The organism is Geosporobacter subterraneus DSM 17957 (assembly GCF_900142145.1).
Taxonomy (GTDB): domain Bacteria; phylum Bacillota; class Clostridia; order Peptostreptococcales; family Thermotaleaceae; genus Geosporobacter; species Geosporobacter subterraneus.
Genome location: NZ_FQZV01000015.1, coordinates 1 through 18,090, shown reverse-complemented (window position 1 = coordinate 18,090; position 18,090 = coordinate 1). Strand labels below are relative to the sequence as shown.

The 18,090-nt window shown below is 39.0% G+C and carries 21 protein-coding genes; 20 read left to right on the top strand and 1 reads right to left on the bottom strand.

Annotated elements, in window-relative coordinates; translation table 11 throughout:
* Window positions 1-6: 6 nt before the first annotated feature.
* From BUB56_RS06565 to BUB56_RS06520, 11 genes are all read left to right on the top strand, one after another.
* A complete protein-coding gene (locus BUB56_RS06565; protein ID WP_110940578.1) occupies window positions 7-270 on the top strand; it encodes a YggT family protein in 264 nt (87 codons plus the stop codon).
* Window positions 271-283: 13 nt separating this feature from the next.
* The gene (locus tag BUB56_RS06560) at window positions 284-1,069 is read left to right on the top strand and encodes a YlmH family RNA-binding protein (protein ID WP_110940577.1); all 786 of its coding nucleotides are present in this window, start codon (window positions 284-286) and stop codon (window positions 1,067-1,069) included.
* Window positions 1,070-1,082: 13 nt separating this feature from the next.
* The gene (locus BUB56_RS06555; protein ID WP_110940576.1) at window positions 1,083-1,556 is read left to right on the top strand and encodes a DivIVA domain-containing protein; all 474 of its coding nucleotides are present in this window, start codon (window positions 1,083-1,085) and stop codon (window positions 1,554-1,556) included.
* A gap of 110 nt (window positions 1,557-1,666) precedes the next feature.
* Entirely contained in the window at window positions 1,667-2,368 is a 702-nt protein-coding gene (locus tag BUB56_RS06550) for a 5'-methylthioadenosine/adenosylhomocysteine nucleosidase (protein ID WP_110940575.1), read from the top strand.
* 207 nt (window positions 2,369-2,575) lie between these two features.
* Window positions 2,576-2,857 carry a DUF5665 domain-containing protein gene (locus BUB56_RS06545; protein WP_110940574.1) on the top strand — a complete coding sequence of 94 codons (282 nt, stop codon included), beginning with the start codon at window positions 2,576-2,578 and terminating at the stop codon, window positions 2,855-2,857.
* A gap of 12 nt (window positions 2,858-2,869) precedes the next feature.
* Complete coding sequence (locus tag BUB56_RS06540; protein WP_110940573.1) at window positions 2,870-3,538, top strand: TraR/DksA C4-type zinc finger protein; 669 nt, start codon at window positions 2,870-2,872, stop codon at window positions 3,536-3,538.
* Between the two features lie 6 nt (window positions 3,539-3,544).
* A complete protein-coding gene (locus BUB56_RS19350) occupies window positions 3,545-3,712 on the top strand; it encodes a hypothetical protein (RefSeq protein ID WP_190014262.1) in 168 nt (55 codons plus the stop codon).
* Between the two features lie 167 nt (window positions 3,713-3,879).
* On the top strand, window positions 3,880-4,317 hold the full coding sequence (lspA, locus tag BUB56_RS06535) for a signal peptidase II (protein WP_110940572.1): 438 nt from the start codon (window positions 3,880-3,882) through the stop codon (window positions 4,315-4,317).
* A gap of 15 nt (window positions 4,318-4,332) precedes the next feature.
* Window positions 4,333-5,262: an RluA family pseudouridine synthase gene (locus BUB56_RS06530; RefSeq protein ID WP_110940571.1), complete on the top strand. Its 930-nt coding sequence runs from the start codon at window positions 4,333-4,335 to the stop codon at window positions 5,260-5,262.
* Between the two features lie 371 nt (window positions 5,263-5,633).
* Window positions 5,634-6,176 carry a bifunctional pyr operon transcriptional regulator/uracil phosphoribosyltransferase PyrR gene (gene pyrR / locus BUB56_RS06525; protein ID WP_110940570.1) on the top strand — a complete coding sequence of 181 codons (543 nt, stop codon included), beginning with the start codon at window positions 5,634-5,636 and terminating at the stop codon, window positions 6,174-6,176.
* 125 nt (window positions 6,177-6,301) lie between these two features.
* Window positions 6,302-7,516 carry a uracil-xanthine permease family protein gene (locus BUB56_RS06520; RefSeq protein WP_242946237.1) on the top strand — a complete coding sequence of 405 codons (1,215 nt, stop codon included), beginning with the start codon at window positions 6,302-6,304 and terminating at the stop codon, window positions 7,514-7,516.
* A 33-nt stretch (window positions 7,517-7,549) separates the two neighbouring features.
* On the opposite strand, the gene BUB56_RS06515 is transcribed toward BUB56_RS06520, so the two are convergent.
* A complete protein-coding gene (locus tag BUB56_RS06515) occupies window positions 7,550-9,334 on the bottom strand; it encodes an Rqc2 family fibronectin-binding protein (protein WP_110940568.1) in 1,785 nt (594 codons plus the stop codon).
* A 240-nt stretch (window positions 9,335-9,574) separates the two neighbouring features.
* Between BUB56_RS06515 and dapF the strand changes: the two genes are divergently transcribed.
* The 9 genes from dapF to fmt all read left to right on the top strand — a co-directional run bounded on the left by dapF (window position 9,575) and on the right by fmt (window position 17,731).
* Entirely contained in the window at window positions 9,575-10,408 is an 834-nt protein-coding gene (dapF, locus tag BUB56_RS06510) for a diaminopimelate epimerase (RefSeq protein WP_242946236.1), read from the top strand.
* Between the two features lie 138 nt (window positions 10,409-10,546).
* The gene (locus tag BUB56_RS06505; protein ID WP_110940567.1) at window positions 10,547-11,428 is read left to right on the top strand and encodes a YicC/YloC family endoribonuclease; all 882 of its coding nucleotides are present in this window, start codon (window positions 10,547-10,549) and stop codon (window positions 11,426-11,428) included.
* Window positions 11,429-11,439: 11 nt separating this feature from the next.
* Window positions 11,440-11,724: an extracellular matrix/biofilm regulator RemA gene (gene remA / locus BUB56_RS06500; protein ID WP_110940566.1), complete on the top strand. Its 285-nt coding sequence runs from the start codon at window positions 11,440-11,442 to the stop codon at window positions 11,722-11,724.
* 18 nt (window positions 11,725-11,742) lie between these two features.
* Window positions 11,743-12,363, top strand: a complete 621-nt coding sequence (gene gmk / locus BUB56_RS06495) for a guanylate kinase (protein ID WP_110940565.1) — start codon at window positions 11,743-11,745, stop codon at window positions 12,361-12,363.
* Window positions 12,357-12,560: a DNA-directed RNA polymerase subunit omega gene (rpoZ, locus tag BUB56_RS06490; protein ID WP_110940564.1), complete on the top strand. Its 204-nt coding sequence runs from the start codon at window positions 12,357-12,359 to the stop codon at window positions 12,558-12,560. Before gmk ends, rpoZ begins: the two co-directional genes overlap by 7 nt.
* Before the next feature lie 12 nt (window positions 12,561-12,572).
* Window positions 12,573-13,775, top strand: coding sequence for a bifunctional phosphopantothenoylcysteine decarboxylase/phosphopantothenate--cysteine ligase CoaBC (gene coaBC, locus BUB56_RS06485; protein WP_110940563.1), 1,203 nt, complete (start codon window positions 12,573-12,575; stop codon window positions 13,773-13,775).
* Between the two features lie 84 nt (window positions 13,776-13,859).
* On the top strand, window positions 13,860-16,337 hold the full coding sequence (priA, locus tag BUB56_RS06480) for a primosomal protein N' (protein WP_110940562.1): 2,478 nt from the start codon (window positions 13,860-13,862) through the stop codon (window positions 16,335-16,337).
* A gap of 14 nt (window positions 16,338-16,351) precedes the next feature.
* The gene (gene def / locus BUB56_RS06475; RefSeq protein ID WP_110940561.1) at window positions 16,352-16,792 is read left to right on the top strand and encodes a peptide deformylase; all 441 of its coding nucleotides are present in this window, start codon (window positions 16,352-16,354) and stop codon (window positions 16,790-16,792) included.
* 9 nt (window positions 16,793-16,801) lie between these two features.
* A complete protein-coding gene (gene fmt / locus BUB56_RS06470) occupies window positions 16,802-17,731 on the top strand; it encodes a methionyl-tRNA formyltransferase (protein WP_110940560.1) in 930 nt (309 codons plus the stop codon).
* Window positions 17,732-18,090: the final 359 nt, after the last annotated feature.

Here is an 18,090-nt window from a genome sequence, read left to right as displayed (position 1 = left end):
AAGTTGATGTGGCTTTTAAGACAGTCTGTAGATTATTTCTTTAGAGTATTAGATTTTTTAATCATAGCAAGGATTATTATGTCATGGATTAACTTGAATCCATATGGTACCATCTATAAGCTGATTTATCAGTTGACAGAACCCATTTTAGCGCCTTTTAGAAACTTTTTGATCCGATTAGGGGTTGGTGGGGGTTTTATTGATTTTTCTCCAATCTTGGCTGTATTTACGCTAGGCATTTTGCGAAACATTATTATTACTTTGCTGTAGAGGATACCGGCTCATGGATAAGGAAAAGCTGACAAGACATTTAATTCATGCTCAAGACAAGCTATTGGTTTTAAGATTATTAGATAAGGCAGAAAGAGCAGAACGACAGTATGTACCCCATTATACGGACTTTTTAGATCCCTGCCAGCTTTCCCTTTGCAAAGGTGTTTTGGCCAATATTCCTGAGGTCGCTTATTGCACTTTTGGAGGAATAGAGAATGCGGAACGAAATGTTTTAGCCATCTATCCTGAGAGTATGTCTGGTTATGACCTCGAAAACCCTCTAGAGGCACTCCGAATTACCGGTAATTTTTCACAAACAGAGATTACCCACAGAGATGTTTTGGGGGCAGTGCTGGGATTAGGAATTAAAAGAGAGAAAATTGGAGATATTTTGGTTGGGGAAGGAAAAATTGATTTTATCGGCTTCAAAGATATTTGCTGTTTTCTTTATATAGGCTTAGAAAAGATATCAAAATACAAGGTCAGTTTAGAGTCCATTGCTTTTGATAAACTTGAAAAGCCATATGAGCAATCCAAAACCATTTGTGGAACAGTTAGTTCCTTGCGGCTAGATAGTATATTGGCCCTAGGCTTCGGGGAATCAAGAAATAGTATTTCGAAATGGATACACCATGATAATGTAAAAGTGAACTGGCGGGCAGTCAATCAATTATCCTATGAAGTGAAAGAAGGAGATATGATCTCCTTAAAAGGAAAAGGAAGAATCATATTAGAAGAGATTGGAAATAAAACCAAAAAGGATAGAATAAAAATTGTAATCAAGAGGCTGATTTAGGGGAGGGATTCGTATGATTACACCATTGGAGATACAAAATAAAGAATTTAAAAAGGTAATGAGAGGCTACAAGGAAAGCGAAGTAGATGAGTTTCTAGATCGCGTCATTATCGACTATGAAAAGCTGTATAAGGAAAATATAGAGTTAAAAGATAAAATCACCCTATTAAATGAACAGATTGAGCGATATTCTAACCTGGAGAAAACCCTAAACAATACATTGATTGTAGCACAAAGCACTGCAGAAGAAGTAGCAACCAATGCACACCGGAAAGCCGAATTGATTGTTCAAGAAGCGGAAGATCGAGCCAGCAGAATTATCGAGCAGGCGAATCAGGAAATTATGAAAGCACGAAGAGAGCATGAGGAAGTTAAGAAGCAAATGCAAATTTTCAGGACGAGATTTAAAACATTATTGGAAGCTCAGTTAGAAGCAGTTACTACCAGCTGTGCCGAGATTATAAATGACAGTGAAGAAATAGAATAACAATACGTCCTCGTTTATTATGGAACGAGGATTTCATCTTTAAACAATCATTACAAAGCTAATCTATGGTGCAGAGCAATCATTGAAATAGAATAAAGGAGGCGTAACATATGGGTATTATTGGTATTATTGGTGCGATGGATGAGGAGATACATATTTTAAAAGGCAGAATGGAGTTAACGGAAACGATCGAGCTTGCGGGGATGAAATTTCATAAGGGACAGTTAATGGGTAAAACTGTTGTTCTGGTGAGAAGTGGTATCGGAAAGGTCAATGCTGCTATATGTGCCCAAATACTCATCAGCAATTTTCAAGTTTCTGCAATTATCAACACGGGTGTAGCTGGAGCTGTTCATGACGATTTATCGGTAGGGGATATAGTTGTTTCTTCCGATGTTATTGAGCATGACTTTGATGTTACTGGATTTGGAGGGTATAAGCTAGGACAGATTCCTAGAATGGATGAGTATATATTCCAGGCAGATAAAACTATCGTAGAAATTGCAATGAATGCCAGCAAGAAAGAAAATAAAAATCACAAAACAGTGGTAGGGCGTATTTTATCCGGAGACGTTTTTGTAGCATCCCGGGAGAAAAAAGATTTTCTATGGAGAGAGTTCCAAGGCTATTGTACAGAAATGGAAGGCGCAGCCATTGGACATACCTGCCATCTGAATCAAGTGCCTTTTGTTATCATCCGGGCTATGTCTGATAAGGCCGATGGCAGTGCTCATGTAAACTTTAATGAGTTTGTACATCATGCAGCGAATCATTCTAGTGAAATCGTAATAGATATGATACAGCACATATAATTCATGTTTTTTGAAAAATACATACAAATCTATCAAAATAGGATTCTGCACTGGAATCCTATTTTTTCTGTCGTTTCCCATACATAAACGGGGTAATAAAAGAATGAGCGCTGTATAGGAAATCTATGCAGGATAAAAATATAATCATATACTGGCTACAATATTAAATTGCTATAGAGAAAGAATAGCTTGTGGAGGAGTGAATTTATGGATGAGCATAAAAAAATAGAAGATCTGGAACGCCGTCTAGAAAAAATTGCTACAGATTTAGAACGTATGAAGTTAGCCGATTACGTGGATATTATAAATAATCCCAGAAAATTGCTGTATACTAACTTTATTGGAGGATTAGCCAGAGGCCTAGGTACAGCCATCGGGCTTACTGCTTTGGCTGCCATGCTATTTTATATCATGCGGCAAACTGTCAATCTGCCATTGATTGGAAAGTACATAGCAGATCTGTTAGATATTATTGAAAACTATCGGTGAGGAGGCAGGAATTTGGACAAAAAAAAGCTAGATCATTATAAAGAGCTGCTAGTGCGTGAAAAAAAAGGTGTGGAAGATACATTGCGCCGAATGGATGAGTTCGAGCCTAATGCTTCTCAGCGGGAGTATTTTGACGAGTTGTCGGCTTATGACAATCATCCTGCAGATCTTGGAACGGAAACCTTTGAAATGGAAATGAATTTCAATCTAAAAAACAATGAGGAACTGCGTCTGGAGGAAATTGAACGGGCCCTCGATAAGATCGCTGACGGCAGCTATGGAAATTGTATTACCTGTGGACAAGAAATTCCCGAGGAGAGACTGGAAATTCTCCCAACTGCAATTCAATGCATGGATTGTGATAAGAAAGGGTTTTCTATTCACCGGGAAGTAGATACAAGACCTGTTGAAGAAGAAGTATTGTATCCTCCTTTTGGAAGAAGCTACAAGGATAAAGACGAAAACTATAACGGGTTTGACGGAGAGGACAGCTGGCAGGCTGTAGCTAGATTTAACGATATCCCCAATGACCCCTCACATAACACAGGCGATCATATAGGGGACTTTGATGATGGCGAACGGGGTATTGTTCAAGAGGTCGAGCAGATTTCTCAAGAATATTATCAGAGTCAAATTCCAGGACTGGAACGTGAGGATATACCAGACCATCAAAAGAAGTGAAAATAGGTGAAAGTAAATGATCAGAATGACAGGGTATTTACAATCTATATATTAAGCGGCATGGCAGGTTTTTCTGAAATTGCTGACGCAAACATTATGATTTCTGTTATGGTAGAGGATGGAGAGGAAGAGACTGTGAGAAGACAAATACAAGATAAGGGTGGAGAAATATAAAAGTGGAGCACTGCTTCACTTTTTATTTGGTTTATAAGAAATTTCAATTGGATCATAGGATTTTTTTGGGGGAGAAATAATATTAAGGAAGTCAATTTTGCTGTTTTACTTATAAGAAGAGTGGAATTATGTTATAATCATATAGATAAATATGAGGGAGGGGTTGGATGAATTATTTTATCATCGCTGCAATACTTGTTCTGGATCAAATCACAAAATATATGGTTAAAAGCCGATTTATATTAAATGAGTCTATTGCCATCATTGATAATATTTTTCACCTTACATATGTTAGAAATTTCGGGGCAGCCTTTGGAATCTTAAAGCATCAGAAGCTATTCTTTATTCTCCTGACGAGTGTCGTATTAATTGGAATAATCATTTTTATTCGAAAGCAATCCAGTCTCCATCCTATAGTAAAGTTGAGCTTATCGTTGATTATAGGCGGTGCTGTGGGAAATCTTATTGACAGGGTGGCTTACGGATACGTAATCGATTTTTTTGACTTTAGAATATGGCCTGTTTTTAATATTGCAGATATGGCGATTGTCATCGGGGCCTGTCTACTCAGTTATTTTCTAATTTTTGTGGAACCCTCTTTATAAGAAAGGAAGACGGATATGGAAAGGCAAGTGTTCATTGTAGACGATCAGGAGGAAGATACCAGACTGGATCTATACTTATCCAATCAGTTAGATCAACTTTCCAGAAGCTTCATACAGAAATTGATTGAACAGGAAAAAATCAAGATTAATGGAAAACAGGAAAAATTAAAAAAATACAAGGTAAAAGAAAATGATGTGGTTGAGATAGAAATTCCACTGCCTGAGAGGCTGGATATAAAACCGGAAAATATCCCAATCCATATTATTTATGAAGACGAAGATGTGGTAATTGTTGATAAGCCGCAGGGAATGGTGGTTCATCCGGCACCGGGAAATTATTCCGGGACCCTTGTAAATGCGTTGTTGTACCATTGTAAAACCTTATCCTCTATTAATGGGGTTATACGCCCTGGCATCGTTCATCGTATCGACAAGGATACCAGCGGACTGCTCATGGTAGCGAAGAATGATAAGGCCCATAGAAGTTTGGCAGAGCAGCTAAAGGAGCACTCTATCCATCGGGTATATGCTGCCCTCGTTCACGGAAATATAAGAGAGGAAAAAGGGACTATCGATGCACCTATCGGCAGGCACCCTGTGGACAGACTTAAAATGACAGTGACTGACAAAAACAGTAAAAATGCTGTTACACACTTTGAAGTACAGCAAAGGTTTGGAAACTATACCCTTATTGAGGCAAAGCTAGAGACCGGCAGAACCCATCAAATACGGGTACATATGGCCTATATCCAGCATCCCCTTGTAGGGGATCCAGTGTATGGCTTAAAAAAGGAAAAATACCATCTGCAGGGACAGGCATTGCATGCGAAAGAACTAGGATTTCTACATCCTTCAACCAGTAAATACATGGAATTTAAATCTCCTTTGCCTGACTATTTTCAGAAGCTATTGCAAATAATAGAAAATAGCAGTAGACAAAATTAGTCATTTATGTTAATCTTATATACAGAGTAAACCTTTAAAGTAACCCTGTGAGGTTAAGAAGGATTCTACAACAGTATTAACGGCAACTTGCCATGTAGATAAAGCTTTCTGCCCACAGGTAGAGAGTTTTTTTATTGTCTAGGAAAGTATAAATTTGCTGGAGCCTCAATAAAAGTAATTTCAAAGTTTAAGGCATTTTATAACATTTTAAGTTAAGACAATAAAAAATGTAGGGGTTGTAGGGGATGAAATCCCCTGCCGCAGTAAGAGGGGTGCTCAGACTGCCTTGCAGTCGTCGAAGGGGAACTAGGTTCCCCTAGCGAAGCACACACCGTGGGCCTTTTTTATTCGACTTGAAACGAGGTGGATCTATGAATTTTAAAGCACAAATTATGGATGAGCAGGCTATACAGAGAGCGATTACAAGAATAGCTCACGAAATTATTGAGAAAAATAAAGGTGTAGAAGACGTGATTTTAGTGGGAATCAAAACCAGAGGTGTTCCATTGGCCGTTAGGTTGGCAGATAAGATTGAAGCCATTGAAAAAGTAAAGGTAAATGTAGGTACTTTAGACATAACCTTGTACCGAGATGATCTAAGCAAGTTAGGAGACAATCCTGTACTCAATGATACAAACATTGATTTTGATTTAAAGGACAAAACAGTAGTCCTGGTAGATGATGTTCTGTTCACTGGTAGAACCGTAAGGGCAGCCATGGATGCCATCATGGACATTGGCAGACCAAGGTCTATACAACTGGCGGTTTTGATTGACAGGGGACATAGAGAGCTTCCCATCCGTGCTGATTTTGTAGGTAAAAATGTTCCAACCTCAAAAGAAGAAATAATTTGTGTACATTTTGATGAGATTGATAACATCAATGATGTTACAATAAATGAAAAACATATTTAAAAGGCATCAACCTTTTAATTCAGTCCGGCGAGGCTGAAAAGGGAGATAGCAATACTTATCTCCCTCCTTACTAAATTAAAGGAGGAATTTTTATGACGGATAGAACAATGGAGCTGAGAAGCGGCATGAATCAGTTTGAAGGTGTACGATTAGAGAAAAAACTCGTATTGGGTATGCAGCATGTACTGGCCATGTTTGGTGCAACAGTACTGGTACCGATCTTAACAGGACTGAACCCGGCAGTTGCGCTGTTGGCAGCCGGATGTGGAACACTGCTGTTTCACTATGTTACTGAGGGAAAAGTACCAGTTTTCCTAGGGTCAAGTTTTGCATTTATTCCCGTTATTCAGCTGGTAGACAAAGCCTATGGCGGTTTGGCCTACGCTCAGGGTGGAATTGTAGTAGCCGGTGCTTTGTATGTTTTACTTTCAGCTTTTGTAAAGGTTTTTGGCGTTGAGAAGATCAAAAGCTATCTGCCGCCTATCGTAACAGGACCTATGATTATGGTAATCGGCCTGAACCTTAGCCCGGTAGCCATTCGTATGGCTGCCAATCACTGGCCGATAGCAATCACAGTAGTACTGACAGTAATCGGTGTTTCTATATTCGCAAAAGGCTTCTTTAAGCTGCTTCCTATTCTTGCAGGTGTAACTGTAGGATATGTTTTGTCTCTAGGCATAGGATTAGTGGATATGACAGCGATTCAGCAAGCAGATTTTCTGGCTCTGCCAGCTATAACACTACCAAAGTTTAGCCTAGGGGCCATTGCAGTAGTTGCTCCGATTGTAGCCGTCGTATTTATGGAGCATATTGGTGATATAACTACTAATGGAGCAGTAGTTGGAAAGGATTTCTTCAAAGATCCAGGATTGCACAGAACCCTGTTAGGAGATGGATTGGCTACGATGTTTGCAGGGTTTATTGGCGGACCGGCAAATACTACCTACGGTGAAAATACAGGTGTATTAGCGGTGACTAAGGTGTATGATCCTTCTATCTTAAGAATCGCAGCATGTATTGCAATCGGATTGAGCTTTATTGGAAAATTCGGGGCTATGCTTCAAACCATACCAGTAGCAGTAATGGGTGGAATAAGCTTAATTCTATTCGGTATGATTACCAGTGTAGGGATGAGAACTGTAGCAGAAGGTAACATTGACTTTACCAGCAACAGAAACCTGATTATCGCTTCTTTGATACTGGTTGTTGGAATTGGAGCTTCCGTAGTTACAGACATACCAGTAGGAATTAAAATTACTGAGGATATCCAGCTGACAGGTTTAAGCTTAGCAGCCGTAATTGGAATCATTGCAAATAGAATTCTACCAAAGGATAAATAAATCGATCTTACAGGAAATGAAAAAAGCCCAAGTCTATTCTGACTTGGGCTTTCCTAATATTTCAGGCAGATTATAGCGAGGGGTAATATATAAGGTTCTGTAATCCTCATAGATCACCATACCAGGCTTCGCACCACTAGGCTTTTTTACATTCTTTACCCGGGTATAGTCCACTGGGACGTTTCCGGAAGACTGACCTTTACTAAAATAGGCTGCTAGCTCAGCTGCTTCAAGAATGCTTGTCTCTGAGGGCTCATTTTGTTCACATGCTAAGATTACATGAGAACCGGGAATATCCTTCGTGTGAAACCAATAGTCCTTCTTTGATGCAAGCTTTAAAGTTAATAAATCATTTTGCTTGTTATTTTTTCCCACATATATTTTTAAACCCTCGCTGGAAATAAAGGATAATATGTTAGAGGCAGGGGTCTTCGATTTACCGGAGGCTTTACTTTTTCGCTTTCGAATATAGCCTTCGTCGATTAGTTCTGTTCTAATTTCTTCTAGATCCTGTATCTCAGCAGTTGTTTCTATGGCATGCAGCAGGTTTTCAAAATAGCTTATTTCCGACACGGTGTCCTCTAACTGTAGCTTTTTTTCTTTGACAGCATTTTTAAATTTAGCATAGCGTTTAAAATATTTTTGAGCATTTTGAGCGGGGGATAGTTTCGGCTCCAAGGGAATTGAAACCTTGGATCCTGCCTCATCATAAAAATTTGAAACTACTGCTTCTACAGCACCCTTTTTTATCTGATGGAGATTTGCTGTAAGCAGCTCTCCGAAAATTCTATATTGATCTGCATTGTGGGCTTCCAGCAATTCCTCTTGGATTTTCTGTGACTTTTTTAAGAGACGTTCAAGGGTTTGAGATACAAACCTCTTCAAATCCATCGATTTTTGTCTGATGCGATCGGAGAGATCCTTATGGTGATAATAAGTTTCCAGCATCGTGCTGACCTGATCGAAGGATAACCTACTATAAACTTCAATGTATTGATGCAGATGAATAACTGTAAAATCAATAAATTGATTTTCCTGTTTTGTTACAATGATATTCGGTTGGTATATGCCCTGTTGTATGAGAAGGATGATTTCATTTAGGGCTTTCCACAAGGCTTGAATGTGATCAGTATTCATTTGAGAAAGGGTTAGTTCACTATCTACTTTTCCCCGAAAGCAGACTTCACGGGCCGTAACAGGACTTATTCCCTGCAGGCTCATGTAAAGCATTTTATGCGCTGAAGTGCCCATGGTGTTGCTTTCTATCAGCAGTTGGAAATCCTCCCTTGAGATAGTTAAGGGATTTCTTTTATCATGGGTAGGAGGGGCGATATAGGGTTTCCCCGGTAATATTTCCCGATGACGATTTACTTCACCGGATATTCGCTTAATACTGTCGATAATCTTATTGTGAGCCTGGTCAATCAAAATAATGTTGCTGTGCTTTCCCATTAGTTCAATCAAAAGCTCTTTTTTAGCCAGTGAACCTAATTCATCATAGCTCTCTATCATTATGGAAATAATTCTTTCAAATTCCACTTGTCGAATATCCATTATTTTTCCACCGTGCAAATGTTTCCGCAGAAGCATACAAAACGTTGGGGGTGTTTCCGGGTTTATTTTGTTCTCATGGGTGAGATGGATTCTTGGATGACTGCTGCTGGCAGAAAGAATCAATTTCTGATTTTTTCCCATTGCTCTTACGAGAAGACTAATTTCATCGGATTCTGGTTGATAGACCTTTTCGATTTTTCCAAATAAAAGGGATTGTCTGAGCTCGCTAACAATTGCTGAGACTACAATTCCGTCAAAGGGCATAACGATTCCTCCAAACACTAATTACTTATTTGTAAAGTATATCACTATTTTATAGCATTTAAAAGTTGTTATAATTATGAAAAAGATCACAAAAAATAGTAAATGAATAGCAGGGAATAGAATATTTTTGTATAATAACCTATATTATAATATTTATTGAAATTTATGCATTTTTTTTGTAAATCGGTACGGGAGTAAAGTGAGTTCCTAATGATCAGGATAGAAAAGGAGTAGTACAATATGATGGAATTTTCTAAAATGCAAGGAGCAGGAAATGATTTTATATTAGTTAACGGATTGAAACAGTCTTTCAAAAATCTATCGGAATTGGCCCAAAAACTATGTGACAGACATTTTGGCATCGGAGCAGATGGCATGATGGTAGTAGTTCCTTCAGAAACAGCAGATATACAAATGATCTATTACAATTCTGATGGATCTCGAGGGGAAATGTGCGGAAATGGGATCCGTTGTTTTTCTAGATTTGTTTTTGAAAAAGGGATTGTTACGAAACCTTCTTTCAAAGTAGAAACCTTGGCAGGCATAAAAGGAATAGAATTAACGCTCGTTGATGGTGAAGTTGAAGCAGTGGCAGTAGACATGGGATCTTGGAATTATGAAACCGCTGCAATCCCGGTTAAAATAGACAAAAACGAATTTATTAAGGAAACCATATCCGTTGAGGGTAAAACCCTAGAGATGTCCGCTGTGTTGATGGGGGTGCCCCATGGAGTTATTTTTGTAGATGAGATCAAAGAAACAGAAACTATTCGTTTAGGTGCAGCTATCGAAAAAATGGAGCTATTTCCAAAGAGAATTAATGTTAATTTCGTTAAGGTCGTTAATGAAAGCCATATTTTAGTCGATACTTGGGAAAGAGGCGCAGGAAAAACCTTGGCTTGTGGTACTGGTGCATGCGCATCGGTGATCATTGCCCATCGCTTAGGACTTTGCGGATCTGCTGTAAATGTAAAAGTTCCGGGTGGAGAACTTCAAATTTCTATAGACAATGAGCATCGAGTGATGATGAAGGGCAAAGCTGTTTTTGTTTGTGATGGTCTTTTTTACCTATAATGGTGAAGAAAAAAGAAAATAACCCTTAAAATTTTAAAATAAAAATGATATAATTATTAGCTATGGAACGAGGCTCATTATAGAATATATAAAGGTACTTCATATGCAAACCAATACAAAAACGGAAGGATGAAACATATGATTAGAAGTATGACTGGTTTCGGAAGAGGTGAAGCTAGCGATAATGTAAGACAGTTTGTTGTTGAAATGAAATCTGTAAATCATCGATACAATGATATTGTAGTAAGAATGCCAAAACGGTTATCCTATCTTGAAGAGAAAGTAAAGGAACTGGTAAAGGATGAAATTAAGCGAGGCAGGGTAGAACTATATATAAGCTTGGAAAATATCGGTGAAGGCGATACAGACATTGCACTTAATTTGCCATTGACTCAGAAATATCTAAATTGTCTGAGGGAAATACAAAATCAGTTTCAGGTAACCGATGATATTAGCGTTTCTTTGCTTGCAAAATTTCCAGACGTGATCAAAATAGAGACAGCAGAAGAAGATGAGGATCAGATGTGGTTAGGACTAAAGGACGCATCTCTGAAGGCACTTAAATTATTGATGAATATGCGAAGTGACGAAGGAAAAAAGCTGGCTGAGGATATTGAAAACAGATGTGCCTATATAGCCGATATTATAAAAGCAGTTGAAAAGAGAGCTCCGCAGGTGGTACTTGAATATAAGGAAAAATTAAGAGAGCGTATAAACGAGCTGCTGGAGGACTCTATACAACTAGATGAAAGCAGACTAAATACAGAAGTAGTAATTTATGCAGATAAAAGCAGTATAACAGAAGAAATTGTGCGATTGAACAGTCATATTTATCAGTTAAAGAAAGCATTAAAAGAAAATCAGCCGGTGGGCAGGAAACTGGATTTTCTAATTCAAGAGATGAACAGAGAGGTAAATACCATAGGTTCCAAATCAAATGATCTAGAAATTGTAAACCATGTGGTTGAATTGAAAAGTGAATTAGAAAAAATTAGAGAGCAAGTACAAAATATTGAGTAGGAGGTTGAAAAATGAGTATTAAATTGATAAACATCGGTTTTGGCAATATTGTGTCTGCCAACAGACTTGTAGCAATTGTCAGTCCTGAATCTGCTCCAATTAAGAGAATTATTCAAGAAGCACGGGATCGGGGTATGCTGATCGATGCAACCTATGGAAGAAGAACAAGAGCCGTGATTATTACGGATAGTGATCATATTATACTATCGGCTGTACAACCGGAAACCGTTGCACATCGATTGACCGCTAAGGATGATGGTGCAAAGGACCATGCTGAGAGTTTGAAGAATGACTAAGTAGAAGGAGATAAGCTAATGATGAACAAAGGACTGCTCATTGTTGTATCAGGGCCTTCAGGTGCAGGGAAAGGAACCATATGCCGCCAGTTGCTGAACACAACCTCTGAAATTAAACTATCTGTTTCGGTAACTACTAGAAATCCTAGAGCAGGAGAAGTTGAAGGAGAAAATTATTTTTTTGTCGAAAAGAACGCTTTCGAAGAATTAATAGAAAAAAATGATCTGCTGGAGTATGCAAGGGTTTATGACAATTATTATGGAACCCCCAGAAAATACGTAATGGATCACATAAATCAGGGAAAAGACGTTCTTCTGGAAATTGACATTCAAGGTGCACTTCAGATCAAAGAAAAGTATCCTGAAGGTGTATTTATTTTTATTCTACCACCCTCAATGCAGGAACTGAAAAGAAGAATTATTCACCGTGGTTCTGAGACAGAAGCTTCGCTGGAGAAGAGATTTCAAAGTGCTTTTGAAGAAATCAATTACGTGAAGAAGTATGACTATTGTGTCGTAAACGATCAGTTAGATCAAGCGGTGGAAAGGGTTAGGGCAATTATTAAAGCAGAAAAATGTAAAGTTACAAAAGATATAGAAGAAATCATATTAAAATATAAGGAGGAAGGTTTATGTTAAATCCACCGATCAATAAATTAATGGAAAAGGTTGATAGCCGATATACATTAGTGGTAGCTACTGCAAAAAGAGCAAGGGAGATTATTGATGGAGATGAGAAGTTAACAAAAGTTACATCCAACAAGCCTGTTACCATTGCTACCCATGAAATTGCAGAAAATAAAATAACCTATAGAAGATTAGAATCAGAAAAATAATGAGGTGTTACAATGTATTCTGGTAAAAACGTAGTCATTGGTGTTACCGGGGGAATCGCAGTCTATAAAGTGGCTGATATTGTAAGCAGATTGAGAAAACAATGTGTCAACGTGAACGTCATCATGACAAAATCTGCTCAAGAATTTGTACAGCCTTTAACCTTTCAAGCTCTGTCACAGAACTATGTTGTGACGGATATGTTTGACGAGCCGAAGACGTGGGATGTAGAGCATATATCTATGGCGCAAAAAGCAGATATATTTCTTATAGCACCTGCCACGGCAAACGTGATTGGTAAAATTGCAGGAGGCATAGCTGATGATATGCTGACTACTACTGTTTTGGCGACGAAAGCCCCTGTATTCATAGCACCGGCAATGAACACCAATATGTATGAAAATCCAATTGTTCAAAAGAACATTGAAACCCTAAGAAGTCTGGGGTATCTTTTCATTGAACCCACTTCAGGAAGACTGGCCTGTGGGGATTTTGGAAAAGGAAAAATGGCAGAGCCGGAAGTTATTGTAAGAGAACTATTAAAGCTTTTATCTACTGGCAGGGATTTAGAAGGAAAGAAGGTTCTGGTTACTGCAGGGCCTACCCGCGAAGCTATAGATCCTGTCCGGTTTATCACCAACCATTCTTCGGGTAAAATGGGTTATGCTATTGCTGAAAGGGCAGCTGCCAGAGGGGCTGAAGTTCTATTGGTTTCCGGACCAACCAATTTGCCGACACCAAAGGGTGTTCGACGTTTAGACATACATACAACCAATGAAATGTATCGTATGGTCATGGAAAACTATGAGGATGCAGATATTATTATAAAATCTGCTGCCGTTGCAGATTATAGACCTGAGACGGTTGCGGAGAATAAAATTAAAAAAGGTGACTCGGATTTTGCAATTCAACTAACGCGAAATCCTGATATACTAAAAAAGCTGGGTGAAATGAAAAGGGTTGGACAAGTGCTGGTAGGCTTTGCGGCAGAAACCCAAGACATTATAGAAAATGCAAAAGGTAAGGTAGACCGAAAAAACCTCGATTTTATTGTGGCTAATGATCTTACTAAGGATGGCGCTGGTTTCAAAGGGGATACCAATATCGTTACCATTATTGATAAATCTGGAAATATACAGCACTATGAAAAAATGGATAAGAGGGATCTGGCAGATATTATATTAGATAAGGCAAAAACTATCTATAGTAAGGAGTAGGGAAACCTGCTCCTTTCCCCTTTCTTCTACAAGAACACAATTTTTGGTATAATGGAAGTATGCTAAAGTTATGGAGGAAATATTATGAAGCAGGGGCACTTTTCAGAAGTATATATCAATCATAAAAGCAACCATACAGACAGAGCCTTTACCTACGCAGTTACGGAAGAACTTGCAGATAAGGTTTGTGTTGGCTCTAGGGTTATGGTGCCCTTTGGAAAAAGCAATAACCTTGTTGAAGGTTATGTAGTAGCTTTAAAGAACCATGCAGATATAGATTTAAGATACATAAAAAACATACATGCTCTTATTGAGGATGAGTATACCTTATCTAAGGAATTAATCCATTTAGCCCGGTGGATGCAGCAACAGTATTTATGTCGTTTTGTAGATGCAATTCAATGTATTTTGCCTACAGGATCAATCCTAAAGAAGGAAAAAGTGTATCGACTTGAGGATAATTTGAATCTTTTGTCTGTAATAGAAAAAACCACGGAAAGACAGCAGGCTATCCTGCAGCTTCTTGCCCAATATGGAAGCTTGAGTGAAAGCCAGCTCCAATCTCAGGTAGAAGACGCTCTAAAAGAGCTAAGCAAGCTGCTTAAGCATAAATTGATTCGGGTAGAAGAATTATTTAAAAAAGATGTAAATACCATAAGAGAAAAGATGATTCAGCTATCTGAAAATAAATCTTATGAAGAAATTATAAAGTCCACTCCAAAAACAGCGGTAAAGCAAAAATCAATATTAGACTATCTTTTTCAAAAGGGTCCTACATCATGGACCGTGCTAAGAGAGGCCGTAGGAGGAAGTCTAACCACTCTCAGAGGCCTTCAGGAGAAGGGATTCATCGAGATTTATGAAACAGAGAAGCGAAGAGAGCCCTATAAAGATCTGAAAGTACTGCCCAGTCAGGCCTACAAACTGACAAGGGAACAAGAACATGCCATGAAAGAAATAACACCATATCTAAAAAGTCAACAGCATCAAACTTTTCTTCTGCATGGAATCACAGGAAGCGGAAAGACAGAAATCTACTTACAGCTCATAGAAGCATTAATTGGAATGGGAAGAGATGCGATTTTGCTGGTACCGGAGATTTCCCTTACCACACAGATGATTGAGCGGTTTCGGGCAAGGTTCGGTGATCAGATTGCAGTATTGCATAGCAGGCTTTCTCTCGGAGAAAGGTATGATGAATGGAGAAGAATTTATAATGGAGAGGTTAAAATAGCCATTGGAGCCCGTTCTGCCATATTTGCACCCTTTCGCAATCTGGGAATGATTATTATCGATGAGGAGCATGAGCATTCCTATAAATCCGATTACAGTCCCAAGTACCATGCTGTGGAAGTGGCAGAGGTACGTTGCAGGGAAAACAGTGCCTTATTAGTTTTAGGATCAGCGACACCTTCTGTTGAAAGCTACAACAAGGCGCTTGTCGGTGAATATAAATTAATCCAAATGATCAATCGTTATAACTCCAATCCCCTTCCTACGGTGAGTGTGGTTGATATGCGGGAAGAATTACAGCGGGGCAATAAGAGTATATTTAGTGAGGCTCTTTACCAAGCAATCAAAGATAATTTGAAAAGAAAAGAGCAAACCATTTTGTTTTTAAACCGAAGAGGTTATTCTACTTTTATTTCCTGTAGAAAATGTGGATTTGTTGTGAAATGCCCTCAGTGTGAGATTGCTTTGACTTATCATAAGAATGCCCATCATCTAACCTGTCATTATTGCGGGCAGGCTCAAAAACCGCCGACAAGCTGCATGCAATGTGGGAGTAAGTATATTAAATATTTTGGCATTGGTACCGAGAAAGTAGAAAAGATAACCAAGGACTGTTTTCCAGAGGCTGTAGTGGCCAGATTGGATCTGGATACCACCAGTCGTAAGGGATCCATGGAAAAAATACTTAAAGACTATGCTGCCGGCAAAATTGATTTGCTTATAGGAACACAAATGATTGCTAAAGGGCTGGACTTTCCCAATGTAACGCTGGTAGGAATCATTGCAGCGGATACCAGTTTGAATTTACCGGATTTTAGAGCGTCAGAAAAAACCTTCCAGCTCATTACACAGGTTTCTGGAAGAGCGGGAAGGGGAGAACGGCCAGGGAGAGTGATTGTACAAACCTACGAGCCAAAACATTTTGCCATTCAGCATGCCACCAAAAGTGATTATAAAGGCTTCTATGAGCAAGAGATCCAATTACGAAGCGCATTCTTGTATCCGCCTTTTTCACGTTTAATTAATATTATCTTTAGTGGTGCTGAAGAAGGGGAAGTGATAAAGGCTTCACAGGAGTTTACTGCAATTCTTAGCAATTCTCTTTCTTTAGAAGGGATAGAGCCGTTCAAAAGGATCTATGGCCCTGCGCCTGCCCATCTCTCTAAGATAAAGCAAAACTTTCGGTGGCAGCTAATAATAAAAAGCAAAGCTGTTGACCACAGCCGGTTAACGGGTATAATAAATAATATAAGATTGGAAAATAAGATACAGGATATTATAAGAAGAGTAAACATCAGCATCGATATAAACCCTTATAGTATGCTATAATGAGGAGGAACTTTATGGCTATTCGCAATATTTTAAAGGATGAGGATCCGACACTGAGAAAGAAATCCAGGGTTGTAGAGAACATAGATACCAGAATAGTAACCCTGATGGATGATATGATTGATACGATGTATGCAGCTGATGGGGTCGGATTAGCGGCACCCCAGGTAGGTGTACTGAAGCGAATCATAGTAGTGGATGTAGGTGACGGTATTATCGAATTGATTAATCCGGAGTTGATAGATTCCTGGGGGGAACAAATAGATACTGAAGGCTGCCTGAGTATTCCAGGCGTTACAGGGGATGTGAGCCGGCCTCAAGGTGTAAAAGTGAGGGGATTAAATCGCAAAGGAGAATCTATAGAAATCGAGGGTACAGACCTGTTGGCAAGGGCTCTATGTCATGAGATTGATCATCTGGATGGCGTTTTATTTACGGACAGGGTTATAGATTAGGAGGTTAAAATGAAAATAGTATTCATGGGAACACCAGATTTTGCGGTTCCTTGTTTAGCGGAAATTATTCAAAGAGGCTATCAGGTGCTGATGGTTGTAACCCAACCGGATCGTCCAAAGGGAAGAGGAAAAAAACTAACTGCACCGCCAGTGAAGGAATTGGCCTTGCGGCATAATCTGCCTGTTATTCAACCTGAAAAAGTGAGAGACCCTGAGATCGTAGAGCAGCTGCGTGCGCTTAAGCCGGATTGTATTGTAGTTGTGGCATTTGGACAAATACTGCCGAAAAGTATATTAGAAATACCGCCTTTAGGGTGTATTAATGTCCATGCATCACTTCTACCCCAATACAGAGGGGCAGCGCCTATTAACTGGGCTATAATCAATGGGGAAAAAATTAGCGGTGTTACAACGATGTATATGGATCAGGGGTTAGATACGGGAGATATGATCCTGAAAAAGCAGTTGATGATTGGAGAAATGACAGCTGGAGAACTCTATGATCAAATGGCAGTATTAGGAGCAGATTTACTAGGCGAGACTCTATCATTGATTGAAAAGGGCATAGCACATAGAATACCCCAAATAGACTCTGAGAGCAGCTATGCACCTATTATGGATAAAAATCTGGGGAAAATTGATTGGAATAAGTCGGCCATGGATATTTATAATCTTATACGGGGTGTAAACCCCTGGCCCACTGCCTATACTACCTATAAAGGCGAAAACTTTAAAATTTGGGAGAGTAGGATTGTAGACCAGGATTGTCACGGGAAACCTGGACAAATTATAAAGGCAAATAAAGACGGTTTGCTTGTATGCACAGGGGACAAGTTGTTAAATATTCAGGTGGTGCAATTTCAAAACAGCAAGCGGATGACCGTCGATGAATACCTTAGAGGACATGCAATAGAGGAAAATAATATTCTGGGTGAATAATATGCTTATAAATGCCATTAATAAAAACAATTTTACTTTCATCCTTGTAAGATAAATATAGGGTTAGGGCTCAAAAACCCACCCGAATGTTCTTTGACAACTTTAAATCTATTGTTCAGATGAATCAGTGACACCAGACATTGAATTTTTTAAACATCGTGCTATAATCTCTTTGTCAGAGAGATAGATGTGCATTCCTCCTGGATCCCTTCCATAGTAGAGGCTTATCCGTGAAAAAGCGTGTCACTCCACAAGGACGATTCGATGTTTAGCTGGTTGGGCCACCATTTGGTGTTACCCGTTTCAAATGCAAGGTTGTTTGACGTTCTTCTTTTAGTGGATGCTCTGATTCATTCTGT

Coding starts and splice junctions, on each gene's coding strand:
- BUB56_RS06565 (WP_110940578.1), top strand. CDS start 7: ATGTGGCTTTTAAGACAGTCTGTAGATTATTTCTTTAGAGTATTAGAT.
- BUB56_RS06560 (WP_110940577.1), top strand. CDS start 284: ATGGATAAGGAAAAGCTGACAAGACATTTAATTCATGCTCAAGACAAG.
- BUB56_RS06555 (WP_110940576.1), top strand. CDS start 1,083: ATGATTACACCATTGGAGATACAAAATAAAGAATTTAAAAAGGTAATG.
- BUB56_RS06550 (WP_110940575.1), top strand. CDS start 1,667: ATGGGTATTATTGGTATTATTGGTGCGATGGATGAGGAGATACATATT.
- BUB56_RS06545 (WP_110940574.1), top strand. CDS start 2,576: ATGGATGAGCATAAAAAAATAGAAGATCTGGAACGCCGTCTAGAAAAA.
- lspA (WP_110940572.1), top strand. CDS start 3,880: ATGAATTATTTTATCATCGCTGCAATACTTGTTCTGGATCAAATCACA.
- BUB56_RS06530 (WP_110940571.1), top strand. CDS start 4,333: ATGGAAAGGCAAGTGTTCATTGTAGACGATCAGGAGGAAGATACCAGA.
- pyrR (WP_110940570.1), top strand. CDS start 5,634: ATGAATTTTAAAGCACAAATTATGGATGAGCAGGCTATACAGAGAGCG.
- BUB56_RS06520 (WP_242946237.1), top strand. CDS start 6,302: ATGAATCAGTTTGAAGGTGTACGATTAGAGAAAAAACTCGTATTGGGT.
- BUB56_RS06515 (WP_110940568.1), bottom strand. CDS start 9,334: ATGCCCTTTGACGGAATTGTAGTCTCAGCAATTGTTAGCGAGCTCAGA.
- dapF (WP_242946236.1), top strand. CDS start 9,575: ATGATGGAATTTTCTAAAATGCAAGGAGCAGGAAATGATTTTATATTA.
- BUB56_RS06505 (WP_110940567.1), top strand. CDS start 10,547: ATGATTAGAAGTATGACTGGTTTCGGAAGAGGTGAAGCTAGCGATAAT.
- remA (WP_110940566.1), top strand. CDS start 11,440: ATGAGTATTAAATTGATAAACATCGGTTTTGGCAATATTGTGTCTGCC.
- gmk (WP_110940565.1), top strand. CDS start 11,743: ATGATGAACAAAGGACTGCTCATTGTTGTATCAGGGCCTTCAGGTGCA.
- rpoZ (WP_110940564.1), top strand. CDS start 12,357: ATGTTAAATCCACCGATCAATAAATTAATGGAAAAGGTTGATAGCCGA.
- coaBC (WP_110940563.1), top strand. CDS start 12,573: ATGTATTCTGGTAAAAACGTAGTCATTGGTGTTACCGGGGGAATCGCA.
- priA (WP_110940562.1), top strand. CDS start 13,860: ATGAAGCAGGGGCACTTTTCAGAAGTATATATCAATCATAAAAGCAAC.
- def (WP_110940561.1), top strand. CDS start 16,352: ATGGCTATTCGCAATATTTTAAAGGATGAGGATCCGACACTGAGAAAG.
- fmt (WP_110940560.1), top strand. CDS start 16,802: ATGAAAATAGTATTCATGGGAACACCAGATTTTGCGGTTCCTTGTTTA.